Here is a 21824-nt window from a genome sequence, read left to right as displayed (position 1 = left end):
TCCGTCTTTTTTTCATGAGGAGGACGTATGGAAGCTTATCTATTTTTGATTGCCCTCGTCTTCATCGGGGTCATCGCACAAAATAAATCATTGATCATTGCTGCTGCTTTCCTGTTGATCGTCAAGGCGATCGGACTAGATGGTCGATTATTTCCATCCTTGCAGGCAAAAGGAATCACGTGGGGTGTCACATTGATTACGGCTGCGATTCTTGTACCGATCGCAGCAGGGGATATCGGATTTAAGGAACTTATTCAAAGTATTCGGGGGCATATCGGCATCATCTCATTTTTATCAGGAATCTTCGTTGCAATCGTCGCAGCACATGGTGTTGGTCTGATGAAAGAAGACCCACTTGTCACGACGGCATTGCTTGCCGGAACGATTCTCGCAGTTGGACTCTTTCGGGGAGTACCCGTTGGTCCGCTAATTGGTGCTGGGATCGCTGCGCTTGTCATCGGAATGTGGGATATCATCGCAAAAACGTTCACGGGATGAGCAGGATCAGCAAAGAATACGAATTAATTTTTTGATAATAGTATGCAAGTTCATTCACTTTTTGGGTAATTTTGTTTATACTAAGAACAGAAACAAGATGGTCTATTCAAGAGTACAGCGGTACAAGCATGGGGAACGACTCTTGAGTGGACGTCTTTTTTTCAATACGGAAATGAAAGCGTTTTAAATTTCTGGGGAAAAAAAGGGGGATTATTGTCATGACGCAAACTAAAGGTTTAGAAGGAATCGTCGCGACGACATCGAAAATCAGTTCGATCATCGATGGTCAATTGACGTACGGCGGTTATACAATTGATGATTTGGCGGAGCACGCCTCATTTGAGGAAGTCGTCTTCTTATTATGGAACGACCGTCTACCAAAAGAAGAGGAATTGAAGCAACTGTCGGAAGCACTCATTTCCGAAGCACCAGTTGCGACTGCCGTTCTCGAGACGATGAAGGCAGCACCAAAGTCGGCGAATGCGATGGCAATGATTCGAACAGCGCTCTCTCAACTCGCGCTTTACGATGAAACATCTGAAGATATGTCGACAGAGGCGAATTACGCTAAAGCCATCAAATTACAAGCGCAAATCGCAACACTTGTTACGGCTTACGCGCGTATTAAAAAAGGGCAGGAGCCAATCGCACCTAAAACAGGTCTTTCTTACGCTGCAAACTTCCTGTTCATGTTGACAGGCGAAGAGCCGACAGAAGTGGCTGAAAAAGCGTTCAACCAAGCGCTTGTTCTTCATGCAGACCATGAGTTGAACGCTTCGACATTCACGGCACGTGTTTGTGTTGCGACACTCTCTGACGTCTACTCAGGTGTGACAGCAGCGATGGGTGCATTAAAAGGACCTCTTCACGGTGGAGCGAATGAAGCCGTCATGAAGATGCTGTTAGAAATTGATTCGGTTGAAAAGGTTGACGAGTATGTTCATAATAAACTTGAGAACAAGCAAAAAATCATGGGCTTCGGTCACCGTGTCTACAAGGACGGCGATCCACGTGCGAAGCACCTTCAGGAAATGAGTCGTCAGCTGACTGCTCAAATCGGGGAACCGAAATGGTATGAGATGTCAGTTAAGATTGACGAGATCGTCCAGTCGGAAAAAGGATTGAAACCAAACGTTGATTTCTATTCCGCTTCTACGTACCATGCACTTGGACTTGATACAGAACTTTTCACTCCAATCTTTGCGGTAAGTCGAATGTCAGGTTGGTTGGCGCACATTTTAGAGCAGTATAGCGATAACCGTCTGATTCGTCCACGTGCAGACTACACGGGTGAAACGCACCGGACATATGTGTCCATCGAAGAACGTTAAAAGGACGGAGAGGAGTAATCCTCTCCTGATTTTTGATGTAGATTACAATTACTTAAGGGGGATTTTTAGACATGGCTACACTTCAAGGCGAAAACATCACAGTAACGAACGGTACACTTCAAGTTCCAAATGCTCCAATCATTCCATTCATCATTGGTGACGGAACAGGACCTGACATCTGGAATGCTGCGGTACGCGTATTTGATGCAGCAGTTGAAAAAGCCTATAACGGTGAGAAGAAGATTGAATGGAAAGAAGTCTATGCTGGCGAAAAAGCATTCAACAAAACAGGTAACTGGTTACCAGAAGAGACACTCAATCTCATCCGTGAGCACATCATCGCAATCAAAGGACCACTTACGACACCAGTCGGCGGCGGTATTCGCTCATTGAACGTTGCATTACGTCAAGAGCTTGATTTGTACACATGCCTTCGCCCAGTTCGTTACTTCACAGGTGTTCCTTCACCGGTTAAACGCCCAGAAGATACAGATATGGTCATCTTCCGTGAAAATACTGAAGACATCTACGCAGGAATCGAATATGCAGAAGGTAGTGAAGGCGTTGCAAAACTGCTTGAATTCCTTCAAAACGAAATGGGTGTCAACAAAATTCGTTTCCCTGAGACATCTGGTCTTGGAATCAAACCGATTTCAAAAGAGGGAACAGAACGCCTCGTTCGTGCAGCAATCGAATACGCACTTGAGCACAAGCGCGCTTCGTTGACACTCGTTCACAAAGGAAACATTATGAAGTTCACTGAAGGAGCTTTCAAAAACTGGGGTTATGAGCTTGCTGAGCGTGAATACGCAGAGCACGTCTTCACTTGGAACCAGTACGATCGTATCAAAGAAGAAGAGGGAACTGAGGCTGCGAACAAAGCACAAGCAGACGCTGAAGCTGCTGGTAAGTTAATCGTAAAAGACTCAATCGCTGATATCTTCTTACAACAAATCTTGACTCGTCCAAAAGAGTTCGATGTCGTTGCGACAATGAACTTGAACGGTGACTACATCTCGGATGCACTTGCTGCACAAGTGGGTGGTATCGGAATCGCACCTGGAGCAAACATCAACTACATGACTGGTCACGCGATTTTTGAAGCAACTCACGGTACAGCACCAAAATACGCTGGACTTGATAAAGTAAACCCATCATCTGTCATCTTGTCAGGCGAAATGATGTTCCGTCACCTCGGTTGGAACGAAGCAGCAGATCTCATCATCAAATCGATGGAAACATCGATCGAAGCAAAAGTCGTCACATACGACTTCGCACGTCTCATGGATGGTGCGACTGAAGTGAAGTGTTCTGAATTCGCGGACGAACTCATCAAAAACATGTAATCCGATCAGGAGGAATGAGTCGATGAACAGACGGAAGAAGATCGCAGTCATAGGAAGTGGCTTTACGGGCGCGACGACGGCACTTTACCTTGCCCAGCAAGAGTTAGGTGATATCGTCCTCGTCGACCGACCAGAGCAAGAAAATCCGACGAAAGGAAAGGCGCTTGATATGCAAGAAGCAGCGCCAATCCTCGGATTTGATGTTTCGGTAAAAGGGACATCGGATTATGCAGATATCAAGGACGCAGATATCGTCGTCATCACTGCCGGCATTGCTCGAAAGCCGGGCATGAGCCGCGAAGACCTTGTCAGCACGAATGCTGCCGTCATGACAGCTGTGACGAAGGAAATCGTCGCGCATGCACCAGAATCGATCATCATCGTTTTGACGAACCCGGTCGATGCGATGACGTATACGGTCTATCAAGCATCTGGTTTTCCGAAGGAACGTGTCATCGGTCAGTCCGGAGTCCTCGACACGGCGCGTTTCCGGACATTTCTAGCAGAAGAACTCAATGTTTCTGTGAAGGATGTATCAGGGTTCGTGCTCGGTGGACACGGAGATGATATGGTACCGCTACTGCGCTATTCTCAAGCAGGAGGAATTCCGATTGAGAAGCTCATATCGAAAGAACGACTCGATGCGATCGTTGACCGGACCCGTAAAGGGGGCGGTGAAATCGTTCAGTTACTCGGAAACGGTTCCGCTTATTACGCGCCAGCAGCGGCAATTGCTCAGATGGTCGAAGCGATTTTGAAGGATCAGCGACGTATTCTTCCGGCAATCGCTTATCTCGAAGGCGAATACGGATACAACGATATGTACTTTGGTGTACCGGTCATTCTTGGTGGGAACGGTGTCGAGCACGTCTACGAACTCGAGCTGACTGTCGATGAACAAGAAGCATTGAACCGCTCTGCGTCTACCGTCCGTTCGGTACTCGACTTATTAAAATCCTGAATCTAAAAAAAGACGAATCTGTCACTTTCGACAGGTTCGTCTTTTTCGTCTCGTTACAGTAGGTGTTGCGAGTTTTGACAATGCGGACAGGTCAGCCGATCACATCAAACGATAGATTGTTCGAGAAGACCATTTTTGAGACAAACGGTGCATCGGGCCATGATATAAGCTTCTTTTATATATAAATGTGTAAAGTAAAATGGTTAGTTCACACCATGTGATCCATGTAGTATAAAAGTTCCAATTTTAAAAAACATGTAGAATAAATGCTTGTATTAGGGTAAGGACAAAGGTACGTCATTTTATTCCACTAAGGGGGATTTTACATGCGCGCCGTAACGTACCAAGGAACAAAAGATGTTCAAGTCAAACAAGTACAGGATCCATCGATTGATAAAAACGATGACATCATCGTAAAGATCACCTCGACTGCAATTTGTGGTTCGGATCTACACATTTATCAAGGGAATATGCCGGCTCACAAAGACTATGTCATTGGTCATGAACCGATGGGCATCGTTGAAGAAGTTGGACCAGGAGTGACGAAGGTCAAACGGGGAGACCGCGTCGTGTTACCGTTTAACGTTGCTTGCGGTCACTGTTTCTTTTGCGAACATGATATGGAAAGTCAATGTGATAACTCAAACGGAAATCCGCATGTCGATACAGGTGGATATTTTGGTTTTACAGAAGAGTTTGGTGGACATCCCGGTGGTCAGGCGGAATATTTAAAAGTACCATTTGGAAATTTCATGCCGCTCGTAATTCCTGAATCGTGTGAACTAGAAGATGAAGCGTTGTTGTTCTTATCTGACGTTTTACCTACAGCATATTGGAGTGTCCTGCATGCTGGTGTGAAAAAAGGGGACACGGTCGTCGTACTCGGATCGGGACCTGTCGGACTGATGACACAAAAATTCGCATGGATGCAAGGTGCGAAACGGGTCATTGCGGTGGATGATCAAGTCTATCGATTAAATCACGCCAAAGTGACGAATAAAGTCGAGACCGTGAATTTTTCAGATCATGCAGAAAGTGGTGCCTACATCAAAGAATTGACGCAAGGTGGGGCAGATGTCGTGATTGATTGCGTCGGTCTTGATGGGAAGATGTCACCTGTTGAAAAAATCGAACAAAAGATTGGTTTGCAAGGGGGAACGTTGAGTGCCATTGATATTGCGAAGGATGCTGTCCGGAAGTTTGGTACCGTACAGTTGACGGGTGTCTATGCGAAAAAATATAATCAATTTCCACTCGGCGACTTTTTCACTCGAAATATCACACTGAAAATGGGACAAGCACCCGTCGTCCATTTGATGCCGGAACTGTTCCAGAAAATCATCAATAAGGAATTTGATCCGACGGACATCGTGACGCATCGAGTGGCACTCGATGATGCTGCTGCAGCCTATCAAACCTTCAACGATCGAACAGATGGATGCATCAAGGTCGTTCTAAAACCATAAGTCACTTCACATGCAAACAACCCATCCAAAATCGGATGGGTTGTTTGCATTAAAAGAAGAAAACTGGCCACAAGATACCGACAGCTAAACCGAGTAAGAGACCAACGAATACTTGAAACTCAGTGTGACCGACGAGTTCATTCAGAAGAGGGGTCTCATGACGAATTCCCTTAAAATAATCATTGAGTAATTTTGCCTGAACACCAACAGCTTGTCTGACACCCGTCGCGTCATACATGATGATTGTGGCAAATATGGCAGCTAGTGCGAAGAGCGAAGATGAGAAGCCTTCCTGAAAACCGATGACCACGGCTAACGCGACGACAGTCGAGCTATGTGAACTAGGCATACCACCGGAAGCAAACATGATCTCCAGGTCGAACTTTCGGGTCCGTACCAAACTCGTAACAAGCTTCGCTGCTTGAGCGATGAACCATGCCGTGATGGCTGCAAAAAGGGGATGATTCCATTCCATACATTCTACCTCCTACGATTGACGATATGTATTGATTCCCCGTTTTTATCGCTTTTACACGAATGATCAAGAGGGATTCATCGTCTCCTTTAAAGATTATGTAAAGAAACAGCAGAAAGATTTGTGATTTTCCAGTAAAAGTCGGTAAGATGAAGACAGACGAAGCGGATTCCACGGAATTCCTCATTCGAAAGAACGAAACTTGAGGGGGATGCAAGGTTTGAAAGATAAAATTATCGTGGTAGATGATGAATTGTCGATTGCAACACTATTGAAGTTTAATTTAGAGCAGGCTGGTTTTGTCGTCGAAACGGCACATGATGGAATGTCAGGTTTGAAATTAGCGGAAAAACAAGATGCCGCACTGATCGTACTGGATCTTATGTTGCCGGAACTCGATGGTCTGGAAGTATGTAAACGACTACGTCAACAGAAAATCAATACACCGATCTTGATGCTGACGGCAAAGGATGATGAGTTTGATAAGGTGCTCGGTCTAGAACTCGGTGCGGACGATTACCTGACAAAACCGTTTAGCCCACGCGAAGTCGTTGCCCGTGTAAAAGCGATTTTACGACGGATGAGTCATCAGACAGCATCCCCGGATGAGGTCACGGACGGAACGATTCTGATTGGTGACGTCAAAATCGTTCCGGATAACTACGAAGCTTTCAAAGCAGAAGAACGTCTTGAACTTACTCCTAAGGAATTTGAATTGCTCGTATATCTCGCTAAAAATAAAGGACGTGTCTTGACACGAGATCAACTGTTATCCGCGATTTGGAATTATGATTTCGTCGGCGATACGCGTATCGTGGATGTGCATATCAGTCACGTCCGTGAAAAAATCGAACCGAATACGAAAAAACCGATTTATATCAAAACGATTCGCGGTCTCGGGTATAAGATGGAGGAGCCGAAACCAGAATGAGTAAGTATCGGAAACGGTTCATCTTTAAAATGATTTCTTTCATTAGTTTGGTGCTTGTTGCACTCGGTTTTCTACTTGGACAATCATTTAAGGAATTCTATGTTCAAAATGAAAAAGAAAAACTGATGGATGAAACCTCGCTTGTCGAGACGATCCTACAAGGGCGCGAAGTTTCTGATATGGCACAGTACGTGAATCAATTGTATGCCGAATCCAATTTTGACATGATCTTATTTAACGGACGTGGGGAAATCATCGCAGGTACTCCTGTTGATGTCACGAAACTGAAAGTAGCAACGCTCAATTTCTCAGCGATTCCCAAAGATGGCACGTTTGAATCGAAGACGGATGACAGTGTCGTCCAGTTCACGAAGCCTGTTCCAACAGCAGATGGTGGAGAAGTGTACGTCAGTTTCATTCGTTATGCTAAAGATTTGAATATTATCTATTCACGGATTTGGACGGTCATTTTCTTCTCACTCCTTGCTTCGCTCGTAATCATCTTTTTGACAATCTATCGTTCAACGAAACGGTTCCTACGACCAATCGCGGAGGCGACCGATGTGTTGCACGAACTGTCACATGGGAATTACAAGTCACGCGTCTACGAGTTAGCGGCACCAGATGAATCACGTGATTTAGGACGCTCGATCAATCTCCTCGCACGAAATCTAGAGAATGCATCATCCGGTGAAGCGATGCAACGGGCACGACTCGAATCCTTGATCGAATACATGGGAGCCGGTCTCATGCTGATTGATGAAAAGGGTTATGTACTACTTGTTAACCGTACCTATCGGGAGATGTTCCATATTCACGAACCATCTAGTGGAAAATTATATTACCGCGTACTTCCGAACGAAAAGATGAGTCAGGTGATTGAAGATGTCTACCTGACAGAAAAACCGAATCGCAAACAATCGAGTGTCCGTTTCGGCATCAACAGTCGGACGTTTATGGTCAGTGCCGCACCGATTTTTGATAAGAACGGTCGCGTGCAAGGAACGACCGTTGTCTTCAACGATATTACGGAAATTAAAAAGCTGGAACAGATGCGCAAAGACTTCGTTGCGAATGTCAGCCACGAATTAAAAACACCACTGACGTCCATCAAGGGGTTTGCAGAAACGTTACTCGATGGTGCGCAAGATGTTCCGGAAATCCGGGAACAATTTTTGCGGATCATTCATGATGAATCAGAACGAATGCAGACATTGGTCGAAGACTTGCTCGAACTATCGCGACTGGAACAAGACAACTATCAGCTTGAGACAGCAATCGTTGATGTGACGAGTCTCGTTCGCGAAACCGCTGAGCTGTTGCATCGACGAGCAGCGGAAAAAGAGATGATGATTCATATCGAAACGGAAGAGGAAGTCTTCATCCGGGCAGATTTGAATCGGTTGAAACAAGTCGTAGTCAACTTAGTTGCGAATGCGTTGAACTACACACCGAACGGTGGTAACGTCTGGATTCAACTCGAGGATGGAGAAGAGTCTGTCCAACTCATCATCAAAGATGATGGGATTGGTATTCATCCGAAGGAGACGCAGCGTATCTTCGAACGGTTCTATCGTGTCGATAAGGCGCGAAGCCGTAATTCAGGTGGAACGGGTCTCGGGCTGGCCATTGTTAAACACATCGTTGATCTTCACCATGGAGAAATTGATGTCGAATCGGCGGAGCAACAAGGAACGACGTTTACGATTCGTTTACCAAAACATGGCTGAATTTCACAGTGGATTCACAATTCCTTAATAGATGTATCTTATGATGAAAGTACCTTCTTCATCATCTGTATGGCGACTGGATCAGCTCCCATGTCGTCATGCCCTTGGCGGTTGACTCTCCTTGAGTCAATCGTCTTTTTTTGGTCATTTTTAGCGAACAAATGTGTGCAGAGTGATACAATAGGGACAGAAAATCGATTAAAGGGGCGTAGATGATGGAAAATAAATTGTTATTGATTGATGGGAACTCATTGACTTATCGGGCATTTTTCGCTTTACCACCAATGACGGACGCGCAAGGACGAAATACGAACGCAGCCTATGGCTTTACGATGATGTTATTGAAGTTGCTTGAAGAAGAGCAACCGACACATATGCTCGTTGCCTTTGATGCTTCGAGTGAAACATTCCGTCACGATGTCTATCAGGAGTATAAAGGAAGTCGGGAAAAAACACCGTCCGAACTACGAGAACAATTCCCGATCGTCCGAGACATCTGTGAAGCACTCGGTATTCAAATGATGGAACTCCATCGCTATGAGGCAGATGATTTGATCGGTACGCTCGCACGGACAATGCCAACGGATCGGACGCGGATTGTCACAGGAGACAAAGATTTACTTCAACTTGTCACGGATAAGGTCGAAGTCTTGATCACGAAGCGTGGGATCACGGACGTCCAGTGCATGACAGAGGAACTGTTTGCTGAGACGTATGGTGGTCTAAAGCCGATTCAAATGATTGATTTGAAGGGGTTGATGGGTGATAAATCGGATAATATTCCAGGGATTCCTGGGATTGGTGAAAAGACGGCTGTTAAATTGATTTCGGCATACGGTTCTGTTGAAGGACTGTACGAACATGTCGAGGATTTAAAAGGGAAGCAGAAAGAAAAAGTCATCGCGAACGAAGAGCTCGCACGACTGTCGAAAGAACTCGCGACAATCAAGGTGGATGTCCCGCTCGAGACGACGCTAGATGATTTGCAAATTCGCAATGTCGATACCCAAGTTCCTTATTCATTGTTCCAGTCACTTGGCTTCAAGTCATTGACGAATCGATTCGCCCCTGTCGTCAAAGAAGAGGATAAAGAACAATTAAACGTCGTGACGATCACTTCACTTCCTAAAGACGTCACGGATGCCGTATTGATTGCAGAACAGCTTCGAGAAGATTACATGGAAGAAGACATCATTGGATTTGCGATAGCAACGCCTGACACGATCTATGTTGCTGCTCCGACGCTCGTCGAGGATCCAGCATTCCGTCAATGGATCGAGTCGGAACATCAAAAGATTTGTCTCGATGCGAAACAAGTCGCATTTGCATTGCGTAAACACGGTTTGACATTGAACGGGTACGAAGATCTGTTATTAGCAGGCTATTTGTTAAACTTAAGTGGCGGTACAACACTCGCTTCGATCGCTGGTCATTATGCATTAATGGCGCCGAATGAGGAAGCAGTACTCGGTAAGGGGGCGAAACGTCTCGCGCCAGAAGATGAAGCTCTTCATCCTTATTTAGCTGAGAAAGCACGGATGGTTGAATTGCTGTTCCCAAAAGTCCGAGAAGAACTGAAGGCGAATCAACAATACGAGTTATATGAAACGTTAGAGCGTCCACTATCAGGTGTCCTCGCTGAGATGGAATGGACTGGGATTCGCGTAGACGTCGCGACGCTCCAAGAGATGCAAGCGGATCTTGCTGGGCGTTTAACAGAACTTGAGACATTGGTCTTTGAAGCAGCAGGTGAGTCGTTCAATATTAATTCTCCGAAACAACTCGGTGTAATTTTGTTTGAAAAACTCGAGCTCCCTGCCTTTAAGAAAACAAAGACGGGCTACTCGACTGCCGCAGATGTCCTTGAAAAACTGCGTCCGCTGCACCCAGTCATCGATCACATCATGCTTTACCGAGAACTGCAAAAGTTGCAGTCGACGTATGTTGAAGGATTGCAAAAAGTCATCAAGGAAGATGGAAAAATCCATACTCGTTTTGCTCAGACAATCGCTCAAACAGGTCGTTTAAGTTCGGTCAATCCGAACCTTCAGAATATCCCGATCCGGATTGAAGAAGGACGGAAGATTCGAAAAGCCTTCGTTCCGAGTCAAACAGGCTGGTCATTGTACGCTGCTGATTATTCACAAATCGAATTACGTGTCATGGCCGATATGTCGCAGGATCAGACGCTTGTCGATGCGTTCCTCCATGATGAGGATATTCATACTCAAACGGCAAGTAGTGTCTTCGGTGTCGAACCGGAAGATGTCACAGGAAACATGCGGCGTCAGGCGAAAGCCGTCAACTTTGGAATCATTTACGGAATCAGCGATTATGGATTGTCTCAAAACTTGAACATCACACGCAAAGAAGCGCAATCATTCATCGATCGTTATTTCGAGTTGTTCCCGCAAATCAAACAGTTCATGGATACAGCAATCGAGACGGCACGAGCAAATGGATTCGTCGAAACGTTGATGAACCGTCGCCGCAATATTCCGGATATCAATTCGAAAAACTTTAACTTACGTGGTTTTGCTGAACGTACTGCGATCAATACACCGATTCAAGGTTCGGCTGCAGATATCATTAAAAAAGCAATGCTTGATGTTCATGCTGCTTTGAAAGCATCTAATCTGAAGGCACGCTTGTTATTACAAGTACACGATGAATTGATTTTTGAAGCACCAGACGAAGAACTCGACGCTTTACAAGCACTTGTCAAACAAGCGATGGAGCAGACCGTCGAACTATCCGTACCGCTACGCGTCGATGGGGGCGCAGGGCATACGTGGTACGAAACGAAGTAAGCAAGGAGGAATAGATGTGCCTGAATTACCTGAAGTCGAGACCGTTCGCCGCAGTTTAGAACGTTCGGTCTCTGGAAAGACAGTCTCTTCCGTCAAAGTCTACCATCCGAAAATGATTCGGGGGATGGAAGTGGCGCCATTTGCAGATGCCTTACATCAAGAAAGGATCGAACGCGTCGAACGTCGCGGAAAGTTCCTGCTCTTTGATTTTGATCGTTTTTATCTCGTCAGCCATTTGCGGATGGAAGGAAAGTACTTCCCATATCCACAACCGGTTGAACGGGATAAACATACGCATGTCGTCTTCCGTTTCACGGATGGTTCGGAACTTCACTATAATGATGTTCGGAAGTTCGGAACGATGGAATTACGTGATAAGCAAACAGCGATGCAGACTGCTCCACTGGCACAACTGGAGCGTGAACCATTTGATCCGGAATTTACAGCAGAAGTGTTAGCGGAGAATTTAATTCGTAAAAAGAGAAGTCCAATCAAAACGGCACTGCTCGACCAGTCCATCTTCCTTGGTCTCGGTAACATCTATGTCGATGAGACCCTTCATGCTGCACGCGTCCACCCGTTGACGAAAGCCGGCGCCTTGACACTCGACGATATCTCACGCATTCATCAAGCCGGTGTCAACGTTTTACGACAAGCGGTGGAAGCAGGAGGAAGTACGATCCGGAGTTATGTCTCGCCGTCAGGAAAAGGTGAATTCCAGCTTCAACTTGCGGTATATGGTCAAAAAGGGGAACCGTGTCCTCGTTGTGGTACAGCCATCGAAAAAATCAAAGTCGGTGGACGGGGAACACATTTCTGTCCGACGTGCCAACAGGTTGCCTTATGAGAGTCGGTCTGACAGGGAGTATCGCAACCGGTAAAAGTACGGTTTCTAGCTATTTAAAACAAAAAGGAATAGCGGTCATCGATGCGGATCTCATTGCGCGAGAAGTCGTTGAGCCGGGAGGGCGAGCATATGATGCAGTCCAACTGGCATTCCCAGAGGCGTTTGAAAAAGGACGTCTTGTCCGTCCAAAGCTCGGACAAATCATTTTTCAAGATAGTGAAAAACGACAACAATTGAATCAGTTGATGCACCCGAGTATTCGACAACAGATGCTCGAAGCAGCAGATGCCTATGAACGTTCAGGACATTCTCTCGTCGTATTTGATATTCCGTTACTGCTAGAAGGGGATTGGCGAAACCTGTTCGAACGCGTCGTTGTCGTCTATTGCCCAGAAGATATGCAGTTAAGAAGATTGATGCAACGTAATGATTTATCAGAAGCAGAAGCGTATGCACGTATCCATGCGCAACTCGGCATCGAACAGAAAAAAGAGCTTGCAGATGATGTATTCTTCAATGACGGTAGTATTGATTCGTTATACCAACAAATCGATGAGTGGTTAAGTCGGTATGGTGATTGATGCAAATGATGACAAGTTATGAAAAACATGAAGTGAGAGAAGTTTCCATCTTCTCTCACTTTTTTTAGAGAACATAATGAAATCGCTTACATTTCATGATATAGTTCTATCTGTAAACGGAGCTACATCCGTCACATTGAAGGGGGATCCGCACATGGGAGTCAAGGTGGCAGTCAATGGTTTTGGTCGAATTGGTCGAATGGTCTTTCGACGTCTGATCGCTGAGGGGAAAAGCGAAGTCGTAGCAATTAATGCGAGTTATCCAGTCGAAACACTCGCGCATTTAATCAAGTATGATACGGTACACGGAAAATTCAATTATCCGGTCGACATCATCGATGGGGCGTTGATGGTTGACGGAAAAGAGATTCAAATCGTCAGTGAACGCAATCCTGAGCTATTGCCGTGGGGGGAACTCGGCATCGATATCGTCGTCGAAGCAACAGGGAAGTTCAATTCGGATACGGGCGCTGCGAAGCATTTAGTGGCAGGAGCAAAAAAGGTCGTCATCACGGCACCTGCTAAAGGGGATGTTCGGACGATTGTCATGGGTGTCAATGATGACATGTATGATCATGAAACGGATGATATCGTTTCGAACGCATCGTGTACGACGAACTGTCTCGCACCTGTCGTACAAGTCATCGACCGTGCATTCGGAATCGAATCTGGTCTCGTCACGACGGTTCATGCGTTTACGAACGATCAAAATAACATTGATAACCCGCATAAGGATTTACGGCGCGCCCGGGCATGCGGCTCATCGATCATTCCGACGTCGACAGGCGCGGCAAAGGCGATTGCGCTCGTCTTGCCACATTTGGAAGGGAAATTAAATGGACTCGCGCTTCGTGTTCCGACACCGAACGTATCACTCGTCGATCTCGTCGTCGAAGTCAGTCGAGATACGACGGTCGCTGAAGTGAACGAAGCCTTCACGAAAGCAGCGGACGGTGCGCTTGATGGCATTCTCGGAATGACGATGGAACCGCTCGTCTCAATCGACTTTAACGGAGAAGAACGTTCGACGGTCGTCGACGGGCTCTCGACGATGGTCATGGGTGGTCGTCAGGTGAAGGTCCTCGCTTGGTACGATAATGAGTGGGGTTACTCATGCCGCGTCGTCGATCTCGTACACCTCGTCTCGGCACACTTAGAGGCGATGGGAACCGTTGAAAAAGAACTTGAATTGAATTAATTATAACGGGCAGATCCCAGAAATGACGGGGGCTGTCCCGTTTTTTTTCTTAAAATATATTAATTTTTGAAATTTATCCTTGTGTATCTTTTTGATACTCGCTATAATTCAAATCGTGAACTTCAATCGGTCTGGCAATCGCAGCTTAAAGGGTTAGGACCTCTCTGGACTAACTTTCCCCCGTGGGTGCGAACGACTCAGGCGCAAAGTAAGTGATCAACTACTTTGAAGACCATTGAATGTAGGGGGGATCCACAAATGGATACTATGGGAAGACACATTATTGCAGAACTTTGGGATTGTAATCCTGAAAAATTGAACGACATGGAATTCGTTGAACGACTTTTCGTTGACGCAGCACTTCAAGCAGGTGCAGAAGTACGAGAAGTAGCATTCCACAAGTTTGCACCACACGGCGTCAGTGGCGTCGTCATTATCTCTGAATCGCACTTAACGATTCACAGTTTCCCAGAGCACGGGTATGCATCGGTTGATGTCTTTACTTGTGGGGATCGGATCGATCCAGCCATCGCAGCGAACTACATTGCTGAAAAGCTCGATGCGAAAATCCGTGAAAATGTCGAAATTCCACGTGGTATGGGACCTGTTCAAGTTCCAGCGGCTACTGTCCAGCACGTCAACTGACAATACACACGAATTCGTCAAGCCCTCGTCGTTCAGACGAGGGCTTTTTAATATGTCTGACGTCTGTTATTCTTAATAGTAGAAGAAACAAAGAAAAGAGGATGACCATGGGACTGAAGGAACGTTTGCAAAAACAGCTAGAGACATCCGATACACATAAAAACGAAAACCTACGCACACACTACTACGCAGCAACTGTGGAAATGTTATTTGCTGGTTTAGAAAATATCTTAAAGCAAGATGGCGGAACGGTTCGTCGTGTTGACGCGGAACGTGGAGAACTCGCTTTTACCTTAAAAGAAGTCGATGGACTTGCGACAGTCATCATGGTGGCAGGCGGACGTACTGCCGTCGATCTCTTCTTACACCGTGAAAGTCTTCTCGGACCTGATCTCGAGAAACAAATTGAGCGAATCTATGCATCACTTGATGCAGGGTATCGATTAAAGATGATTGGAACAAAAGAAATCACGTGAACGGAGGTACGGCATGCGCTGTCCAGCCTGTAATTTTAACGGAACAAAAGTACTGGATTCAAGACCAGTCCAGGATTTCGGTTCGATTCGAAGAAGACGTGAATGTGAGTCTTGTGGCTATCGTTTTACGACATTCGAAATGGTCGAGCAGACCCCTTTAATCATCGTAAAGAAAGACGGAACGCGTGACGAGTTCAATCGCGAGAAAATTCTACGCGGATTAGTGCGTGCCTGTGAAAAACGACCGATTTCGATTGAACAGCTAGAAACAGTCGTCAGTCGGGTCGAAAAGGCATTACGAGCGACAGCTCAGCATGAGATTCCAAGTGAGCAGGTCGGACGTCTCGTATTAAATGAACTAGCATCCGTTGACGAAGTGGCATATGTCCGCTTTGCGAGTGTTTATAAACAATTTAAGGACATCAATGTCTTTTTCCAAGAGCTCTCTGAACTGATGGAGCGACATCAGGAAAATGACCGTGAGAATTGAACGTGATATAAGAGAGGTCGTCTGTCCGGTCAGCGCACCTCTCTTTTTCTCCCTAAGGAAAGGACGAGTCAGATGGTAGAACGTGAACTTTCCGGTACCGACCTTTGCTTAGTGATGAGCAATGGTGTCGTCGACCGTGAAGCTTATCAATCTTTATATTATTTATACCAGCCGATTATCGGTGTTAAAGCGCTTGGGCTCTATCAAACGTTTTGGAGTGAGATGATCCCAGGGAAAACGAAATCCCAGTATATTTCCCATGCGGAACTCGGAACACTACTCGGGTTTTCCGTCGATGAGTTCAAGGAAGAGTTATTTAAGCTAGAAGGGATCGGGTTGATTCGAACGTTCGAAGCGCGCCAAGCCGCTTATCGTTACATTTATCAAATCCGGGTTCCGCTCGCGCCGAACACCTTCTTGAATGACGGGGTGTTATCGAGTCTGCTGTTCTATCGCGTCGGTGAAATCCGGTTCCGGTCGTTACAGCATCGTTTTCGGACGGAGCCGCTTCCGAAGAACATCGTTGATCGGACGGTTCGATTTGATCAAGTGTTCGACGTAAAAGCTGGTCTTGCTTCCGCTCATCAGCCGAAAGCTTATGCGAAACAGGAACGTGCGGTATATGAATTCGACTATTCGTTCGATCTAGAAGAGATGAAGCGACAGACCGATCGTTTCCTGCCACGAACATTTTACTCAAAGGCAATCGATCATCTGCTCGTGAAGCTTGCTTACGTCACGCAGTCGAATGAAGCATTGATGGCGGAACTGTTGAATGCCCGTTTCCGTCACGAAGCGTACTTGCCGATGACCGATGCTGAGAAGCAAGAACGCTGCAAACAGATGATGTTGTCAGCGAAACAAAAACTCAGCCGGGAGAAAAAAGCGAAGGTCGCCTCACTAGACACGATCGAGGTCGGAGACATCGAAGCGACGGAGACGATGGAAAGCACCCATCCGAAGCATTATGTAGCGAAGTTGCGAAAGGTCAAAGCGTTGTCTGAACGGGATGAAGAATTGATCCAACAATTGATCATCGATTATGAGATGTCGTCTGGGATCGTCAATGCTGCGTACTACTATGCGCTCGTCATCAAAAAAGATAATCGCTTCAGCAAGAACTTCCTCTTATCGATCGTTGATGATTGGAAACAGAAGGGATACGTGACGGCATCCGAGGCACTAGCGAAGACGCAGGAGCAGGATGAGTTGATTTCAAAAAAGCAGGAGCAAAAACAAGAACGTGCGCGTCAAACTGTTGGTGGTCGCCGGGGACGGACAAGCAACACGAATGGCGGTCCGAATCCGAAGTGGTTGCAAGAAGAGAAAGCAAAACAGCAGGAGTACGAAGCCTCTAAAAAAGCGAGTTTCGAAGCAGATGTTCCAGATGATGAAGAAATGGAACGGATCTTACGAGAACTGAAGGGGAACTAAAGGAGTCGAGACATGGAACATATTCAATCATCTATCGAAAAAATATTAAGTCGACCGGACGTCGCAGAATCGGTTCGAGCGATTCAACAACGAGTGTTGTCTCATCCAGGTGTCGTCATGTTCTTGCGGACACATCCGGAGATCGATCAACGGATGATCGAGCGGGGCATGCTCAAATTGAATGAATATGCGGAACAGATGGACGGAAATCGACTGATTGAAAGTAAGGCAGTCATCGAAGGGTACCAGCCGATCCTGCACGTCGAAAAAGGACAGATCGTCGTCTCGTATGAGAAGTCGCAAGCGTTAAAAGACCGAGAGGATGAACGTGCGCTTGAGAAGAAATTTAAGAGCCTGTTCCTGCCGGATGAAGTCCGCGATGCGAACTTCAGTGATTTTGACTTGTCGACGACGGACCGTAAGCTTGCCTTACGTGCGGCGTCTCAGTTCCTCAATCATCTCCGCTCGAAGGAGACGGTAAAGGGATTGTACCTTCATGGTAGCTTTGGTGTCGGGAAAACATACCTTTTGGCTGCGATCGGGAATGCTTTGAAAAAAGAACGGATTGCAACGATTCTCGTCCATGCCCCGGGGTTTGTCGCTGAAGCGAAACGGAGGATTCGGTCTGACTCGTTTGATACATTCCTCGAAGGATTTCAAACGATTCCAGTATTGTTGATTGACGATATCGGTGCTGAATCGATCAGTCCGTGGGTACGGGATGAATTGTTCGGGATCATTTTGCAGTATCGCATGATGCATCGTCTGCCGACATTATTCAGCTCGAACTTATCTTATGATGAACTCGAGCTCCATTTCGGAATCACAAATGATCAAGGCGATAAATTAAAGGCTGCACGACTGATGGAACGAATCCGGACGACGACGCAACCAATCGAGTTCCTTGGTGAAAATCGACGTCGCTACTAATTTTCCTTGTCAAGGAAGCAACGGATTCGTTATACTAATGACACGTCAATAGACGATGCAACGATTGAGGATATGAAGTATGAAATGAACCAAACTAGCGAGAGAAGAACGGTGGAAGCTTCTCATGGCATCATTCATGTCTTTACTCCCTCATAGCACGAACGGGGCTAATCCGTTTGCGCCTCACGCCCGTTAACGCGTGTTCGAGCCGAACCAGTGCATGGTCCGGGAACGAGGGTGGTACCACGAGATTAAGACTCGTCCCTTTTTAGGGATGAGTCTTTTTTATTTTGTAAAAGGGGGAAACAGTCATGTCAAACATCGCACTTACATTTCCAGATGGCGCCGTAAAGGAATTTGCAGCCGGCACGACAGCTGAAGAAGTGGCAGCTTCGATCAGCCCAGGTCTTCGTAAAAAAGCCTTTGCTGCTAAATTGAACGGGCACGCCATCGATTACCGTCGTCCAATCGAAGAGGACGGTACAATTGAATTGATCATGCCGGATTCAGAAGAAGGGCTCGACTTGATTCGTCACTCATCAGCTCATTTGATGGCACAAGCCATCAAACGTCTGTATCCGGATGAAACGATTCATCTTGGAATTGGACCGACAATCGAGAATGGTTTTTACTATGACATCGATATGGAACGTCGTCTGACAGAAGAGGACCTTCCAGAAATCGAGAAGATGATGAATAAAATCGCCGGTGAAAACTTGCCGATCGAACGAGAAGTCGTCTCGCGTGACGAGGCACTCGCCATCTATAAAGAACTCAATGATCCGTTGAAGATTGAATTGATCGAGTCGATTCCTGCTGATCAGGATTTGACGATTTACCGTCAAGGCGAATTCTTCGATCTCTGCCGTGGACCACACGTTCCAGCGACAGCGAAGCTACAAGTCTTCAAATTGATGAGCATTGCTGGTGCTTACTGGCGTGGTGATTCGAAAAACAAGATGTTACAACGGATTTACGGTACAGCATGGGCAACAAAAGATCAGTTGAAACAACACCTCCACTTCCTCGCTGAAGCAAAAGAACGGGATCACCGGAAACTCGGGAAGGAACTTGGTTTATTCTTCACTTCTCAAGAAGTCGGTCAAGGACTTCCGATGTGGTTACCAAAAGGAGCAGCGATCCGTCGGACAGTCGAGCGTTATATCGTCGATAAAGAACTCGAACTTGGGTATGAGCACGTCTATACACCGGTCCTCGGTTCAGTCGATCTATACAAGACATCGGGGCACTGGGATCACTATCAAGATGACATGTTCCCGAAAATGGAGATGGACAATGAAGAACTTGTTCTTCGCCCGATGAACTGTCCACACCATATGATGGTCTATAAGAACGAACCACGTTCGTACCGTGATTTACCACTTCGTGTCGCGGAGCTTGGTGGCATGCACCGTTACGAAATGTCTGGTGCCTTGACTGGTCTTCAACGCGTTCGTTACATGGTTCTTAACGATGGACATACGTTCGTCCGTCCTGACCAAATGAAAGATGAGTTTAAAGCCATCGTTCATCTCATTCAAGAAGTCTATGCTGATTTCGGGATCACAGATTACAAGTTCCGTCTTTCATACCGTGACCCAGCGGACAAAGAGAAGTACTTCGACAACGATGCGATCTGGGAAATGGCGCAACGTGAGTTGAAAGAAACAATGGATGAACTCGAACTCGAATACTTCGAAGCAGAAGGCGAAGCCGCATTCTACGGACCAAAGCTTGACGTTCAAGTTCGGACAGCGCTTGGTAAAGATGAGACGCTCTCAACAGTCCAACTCGACTTCCTCTTACCAGAGCGATTCGAATTGACATACAAAGGGAACGACGGACAAGATCACCGTCCAGTCGTCTTACACCGAGGTGTCGTATCAACGATGGAACGATTCGTTGCTTACTTGATCGAAGAATACAAAGGCGCATTCCCAACATGGCTCGCACCCGTTCAGGTGAAATTGATTCCGGTTTCTGGTGTTCATGAAGACTATGCCCGTGAAATCAAAGCGATCCTGTTGAAAAAGGGAATCCGCGTCGAAACAGATTTCCGTGACGAGAAACTCGGTTATCGTATTCGTGAAGCACAAGTCAATAAAGTACCGGTCATGCTCGTTTTAGGTGACAAAGAAGTTGAATCACGCGAAGTCAACATTCGTCGTTACGGTTCAAAAGACTCGAGTAATGCATCACTCGAACAATTCGTTGCAGATTTAGAGCAAGAAATCGCAAATCGTTCAAAATAATTCAAGTATACAAAAACAATCTGCCCTGCTGATGTAGGGCGGATTGTTTTTGTGATGGGATGCTTGAAAGAAACCAATTTCATACCGATGAAACAGGTAGAACATCCAACTGAATCTATCTAAAATGACCAAATGTCATTTTTCCTTTAATTGGATAAATACTATAATAGACCTTCAGTGGATGAAATATTTTGAAGAATGGGAAGGAAGTTACAGATTGAAGAAAACAACCCTCGCTGTATTCATCGCTTCTTCACTTTTAATCGGTATTCATCCGAGCGAAGCGAAGGCGACAACGATTAAAAAAACATACCGGATTACACCAAAAACAGAAGCGATTGACCCAGCAATCCGTAAATATACGACCTATAATGCAAAGACACGCAATCATTATACGATGCGTTCTTATTTGGAACGACTTGAAAAAGAAGGGGGAGGCACCCTCGTTCTAACAAAGGGAACGTATCTGTCCCCGTTACGTGTTGGTATCCCGTCCAATACGACGGTGATCCTAGAGGATGGTGTCATCATCAAAAAGACGACAGAGACAGGGACGACAAAGATTAGTTCGACGACAAGTGTCTTTGATTTCGTTGCGCCATCGGTTTTGCGTCTGAATAAAAAAGTTGGCAAATATAACGGTTCACAGAACGTTAAACTCATCGGTAAGGGGAATGCACAGATCGACTTGAATCAATATGCGCGTGGTTCGGCTTTCGCTATTGCCCATAATCAAAACTTATATATCGGCGGCATCACAGTACGGAATCAAAAGGGTTCACATGCGATGGAACTTGATGCAACGAAGAAGGCAGTCATCGAAAACATGAAATTCGTCGATGCCGTCATGATACCGAATACAGGTCCGAATGAATCGATTAATCTCGATACCCCAGATCCAATCACGAAGGGCTTCAACTGGAAGTGGTCGAATCAAGATGGCACTCCAAATGAAGACATCACGATTCGTAATAACTTGTTCCGTAACATCAATGTGGCAATCGGCACACATCAATACACGGAAAACAAATTACACACGAATGTCCGGATTGAAAAAAACACGATTGACGGAACGAAGGATTATGCGATTTCGATGATGAACTGGGAGAATCCAACGGTCCGCTACAATACGATCCGAAACGTGCATCGAGCAGATGGAAAAGCGATGACGATTCTCGGTAGAGGAGTTGTCGGAGGGACAATTCGCTACAATCGATTGGAAGACGCGGATCGCGCGATTCAAATGCAACCGTTCCAAAGTAACGGATATGCTCCAATCTATAATACGTTTACAGCAGATCAAAAACGGTACATGCAACAAAATACGGTCAAGCAGGTTGGACTCGATCAAATCGTCTTATTCAAAAAACTGAACGAGTTCACGTATAAAACGGCAGAGCGTTACGATTTTATTCCATACTAA

19 protein-coding genes are annotated in these 21824 nt (G+C 46.0%); 18 read left to right on the top strand and 1 reads right to left on the bottom strand.

Going from position 1 to position 21824, the window contains the following annotated elements; all coding sequences use genetic code 11:
• Positions 1-27 precede the first annotated feature (27 nt).
• From Q7C19_RS08295 to Q7C19_RS08275, 5 genes are all read left to right on the top strand, one after another.
• Positions 28-498: a DUF441 domain-containing protein gene (locus Q7C19_RS08295; protein WP_035406282.1), complete on the top strand. Its 471-nt coding sequence runs from the start codon at positions 28-30 to the stop codon at positions 496-498.
• 218 nt (positions 499-716) lie between these two features.
• The gene (gene citZ / locus Q7C19_RS08290; protein ID WP_035406285.1) at positions 717-1829 is read left to right on the top strand and encodes a citrate synthase; all 1113 of its coding nucleotides are present in this window, start codon (positions 717-719) and stop codon (positions 1827-1829) included.
• A 71-nt stretch (positions 1830-1900) separates the two neighbouring features.
• The gene (icd, locus tag Q7C19_RS08285) at positions 1901-3175 is read left to right on the top strand and encodes an NADP-dependent isocitrate dehydrogenase (protein WP_290752012.1); all 1275 of its coding nucleotides are present in this window, start codon (positions 1901-1903) and stop codon (positions 3173-3175) included.
• Between the two features lie 22 nt (positions 3176-3197).
• The gene (gene mdh / locus Q7C19_RS08280; RefSeq protein WP_056062660.1) at positions 3198-4136 is read left to right on the top strand and encodes a malate dehydrogenase; all 939 of its coding nucleotides are present in this window, start codon (positions 3198-3200) and stop codon (positions 4134-4136) included.
• A gap of 326 nt (positions 4137-4462) precedes the next feature.
• The gene (locus Q7C19_RS08275; RefSeq protein WP_035406295.1) at positions 4463-5602 is read left to right on the top strand and encodes a zinc-dependent alcohol dehydrogenase; all 1140 of its coding nucleotides are present in this window, start codon (positions 4463-4465) and stop codon (positions 5600-5602) included.
• A 49-nt stretch (positions 5603-5651) separates the two neighbouring features.
• Here Q7C19_RS08275 and Q7C19_RS08270 read toward each other — a convergent pair whose 3' ends face one another.
• On the bottom strand, positions 5652-6077 hold the full coding sequence (locus Q7C19_RS08270; RefSeq protein WP_035406299.1) for a divergent PAP2 family protein: 426 nt from the start codon (positions 6075-6077) through the stop codon (positions 5652-5654).
• Positions 6078-6288: 211 nt separating this feature from the next.
• Between Q7C19_RS08270 and Q7C19_RS08265 the strand changes: the two genes are divergently transcribed.
• The 13 genes from Q7C19_RS08265 to Q7C19_RS08205 all read left to right on the top strand — a co-directional run bounded on the left by Q7C19_RS08265 (position 6289) and on the right by Q7C19_RS08205 (position 21824).
• Positions 6289-7008: a response regulator gene (locus tag Q7C19_RS08265; RefSeq protein ID WP_369792024.1), complete on the top strand. Its 720-nt coding sequence runs from the start codon at positions 6289-6291 to the stop codon at positions 7006-7008.
• A complete protein-coding gene (pnpS, locus tag Q7C19_RS08260; protein ID WP_035406301.1) occupies positions 7005-8738 on the top strand; it encodes a two-component system histidine kinase PnpS in 1734 nt (577 codons plus the stop codon). The genes Q7C19_RS08265 and pnpS overlap by 4 nt, the downstream gene beginning before the upstream one ends.
• 212 nt (positions 8739-8950) lie before the next feature.
• The gene (polA, locus tag Q7C19_RS08255; RefSeq protein WP_035406304.1) at positions 8951-11548 is read left to right on the top strand and encodes a DNA polymerase I; all 2598 of its coding nucleotides are present in this window, start codon (positions 8951-8953) and stop codon (positions 11546-11548) included.
• 16 nt (positions 11549-11564) lie between these two features.
• On the top strand, positions 11565-12395 hold the full coding sequence (mutM, locus tag Q7C19_RS08250; RefSeq protein ID WP_035406306.1) for a DNA-formamidopyrimidine glycosylase: 831 nt from the start codon (positions 11565-11567) through the stop codon (positions 12393-12395).
• Positions 12392-12976 carry a dephospho-CoA kinase gene (gene coaE, locus Q7C19_RS08245; protein WP_214852872.1) on the top strand — a complete coding sequence of 195 codons (585 nt, stop codon included), beginning with the start codon at positions 12392-12394 and terminating at the stop codon, positions 12974-12976. Before mutM ends, coaE begins: the two co-directional genes overlap by 4 nt.
• Positions 12977-13130: 154 nt before the next feature.
• Positions 13131-14174 (top strand): glyceraldehyde-3-phosphate dehydrogenase, encoded by a 1044-nt coding sequence (locus tag Q7C19_RS08240; RefSeq protein ID WP_035406310.1) that lies wholly within the window; start codon positions 13131-13133, stop codon positions 14172-14174.
• Between the two features lie 258 nt (positions 14175-14432).
• A complete protein-coding gene (speD, locus tag Q7C19_RS08235; RefSeq protein WP_023469024.1) occupies positions 14433-14819 on the top strand; it encodes an adenosylmethionine decarboxylase in 387 nt (128 codons plus the stop codon).
• Positions 14820-14926: 107 nt separating this feature from the next.
• On the top strand, positions 14927-15295 hold the full coding sequence (locus Q7C19_RS08230) for a hypothetical protein (RefSeq protein WP_035406312.1): 369 nt from the start codon (positions 14927-14929) through the stop codon (positions 15293-15295).
• Positions 15296-15308: 13 nt separating this feature from the next.
• Positions 15309-15785: a transcriptional regulator NrdR gene (gene nrdR, locus Q7C19_RS08225; protein WP_035406313.1), complete on the top strand. Its 477-nt coding sequence runs from the start codon at positions 15309-15311 to the stop codon at positions 15783-15785.
• 72 nt (positions 15786-15857) lie between these two features.
• Positions 15858-17219, top strand: coding sequence for a replication initiation and membrane attachment family protein (locus tag Q7C19_RS08220; protein WP_035406315.1), 1362 nt, complete (start codon positions 15858-15860; stop codon positions 17217-17219).
• 12 nt (positions 17220-17231) lie between these two features.
• Complete coding sequence (gene dnaI / locus Q7C19_RS08215; RefSeq protein ID WP_035406319.1) at positions 17232-18149, top strand: primosomal protein DnaI; 918 nt, start codon at positions 17232-17234, stop codon at positions 18147-18149.
• Positions 18150-18460: 311 nt separating this feature from the next.
• Positions 18461-20401: a threonine--tRNA ligase gene (thrS, locus tag Q7C19_RS08210; protein ID WP_368914662.1), complete on the top strand. Its 1941-nt coding sequence runs from the start codon at positions 18461-18463 to the stop codon at positions 20399-20401.
• Between the two features lie 217 nt (positions 20402-20618).
• Positions 20619-21824 carry a glycoside hydrolase family protein gene (locus Q7C19_RS08205; RefSeq protein WP_375091942.1) on the top strand — a complete coding sequence of 402 codons (1206 nt, stop codon included), beginning with the start codon at positions 20619-20621 and terminating at the stop codon, positions 21822-21824.

The organism is Exiguobacterium sp. PHA03 (genome assembly GCF_041945985.1).
Lineage (GTDB): Bacteria > Bacillota > Bacilli > Exiguobacteriales > Exiguobacteriaceae > Exiguobacterium_A.
This window is presented reverse-complemented; position numbering and strand designations above follow the sequence as displayed.

What these genes read in the sequence shown, in the direction of transcription:
- Q7C19_RS08295 (WP_035406282.1), top strand. Translation starts at nt 28, where the DNA reads ATGGAAGCTTATCTATTTTTGATTGCCCTCGTCTTCATCGGGGTCATC.
- citZ (WP_035406285.1), top strand. Translation starts at nt 717, where the DNA reads ATGACGCAAACTAAAGGTTTAGAAGGAATCGTCGCGACGACATCGAAA.
- icd (WP_290752012.1), top strand. Translation starts at nt 1,901, where the DNA reads ATGGCTACACTTCAAGGCGAAAACATCACAGTAACGAACGGTACACTT.
- mdh (WP_056062660.1), top strand. Translation starts at nt 3,198, where the DNA reads ATGAACAGACGGAAGAAGATCGCAGTCATAGGAAGTGGCTTTACGGGC.
- Q7C19_RS08275 (WP_035406295.1), top strand. Translation starts at nt 4,463, where the DNA reads ATGCGCGCCGTAACGTACCAAGGAACAAAAGATGTTCAAGTCAAACAA.
- Q7C19_RS08270 (WP_035406299.1), bottom strand. Translation starts at nt 6,077, where the DNA reads ATGGAATGGAATCATCCCCTTTTTGCAGCCATCACGGCATGGTTCATC.
- Q7C19_RS08265 (WP_369792024.1), top strand. Translation starts at nt 6,289, where the DNA reads ATGCAAGGTTTGAAAGATAAAATTATCGTGGTAGATGATGAATTGTCG.
- pnpS (WP_035406301.1), top strand. Translation starts at nt 7,005, where the DNA reads ATGAGTAAGTATCGGAAACGGTTCATCTTTAAAATGATTTCTTTCATT.
- polA (WP_035406304.1), top strand. Translation starts at nt 8,951, where the DNA reads ATGATGGAAAATAAATTGTTATTGATTGATGGGAACTCATTGACTTAT.
- coaE (WP_214852872.1), top strand. Translation starts at nt 12,392, where the DNA reads ATGAGAGTCGGTCTGACAGGGAGTATCGCAACCGGTAAAAGTACGGTT.
- Q7C19_RS08240 (WP_035406310.1), top strand. Translation starts at nt 13,131, where the DNA reads ATGGGAGTCAAGGTGGCAGTCAATGGTTTTGGTCGAATTGGTCGAATG.
- speD (WP_023469024.1), top strand. Translation starts at nt 14,433, where the DNA reads ATGGATACTATGGGAAGACACATTATTGCAGAACTTTGGGATTGTAAT.
- Q7C19_RS08230 (WP_035406312.1), top strand. Translation starts at nt 14,927, where the DNA reads ATGGGACTGAAGGAACGTTTGCAAAAACAGCTAGAGACATCCGATACA.
- nrdR (WP_035406313.1), top strand. Translation starts at nt 15,309, where the DNA reads ATGCGCTGTCCAGCCTGTAATTTTAACGGAACAAAAGTACTGGATTCA.
- Q7C19_RS08220 (WP_035406315.1), top strand. Translation starts at nt 15,858, where the DNA reads ATGGTAGAACGTGAACTTTCCGGTACCGACCTTTGCTTAGTGATGAGC.
- dnaI (WP_035406319.1), top strand. Translation starts at nt 17,232, where the DNA reads ATGGAACATATTCAATCATCTATCGAAAAAATATTAAGTCGACCGGAC.
- thrS (WP_368914662.1), top strand. Translation starts at nt 18,461, where the DNA reads ATGTCAAACATCGCACTTACATTTCCAGATGGCGCCGTAAAGGAATTT.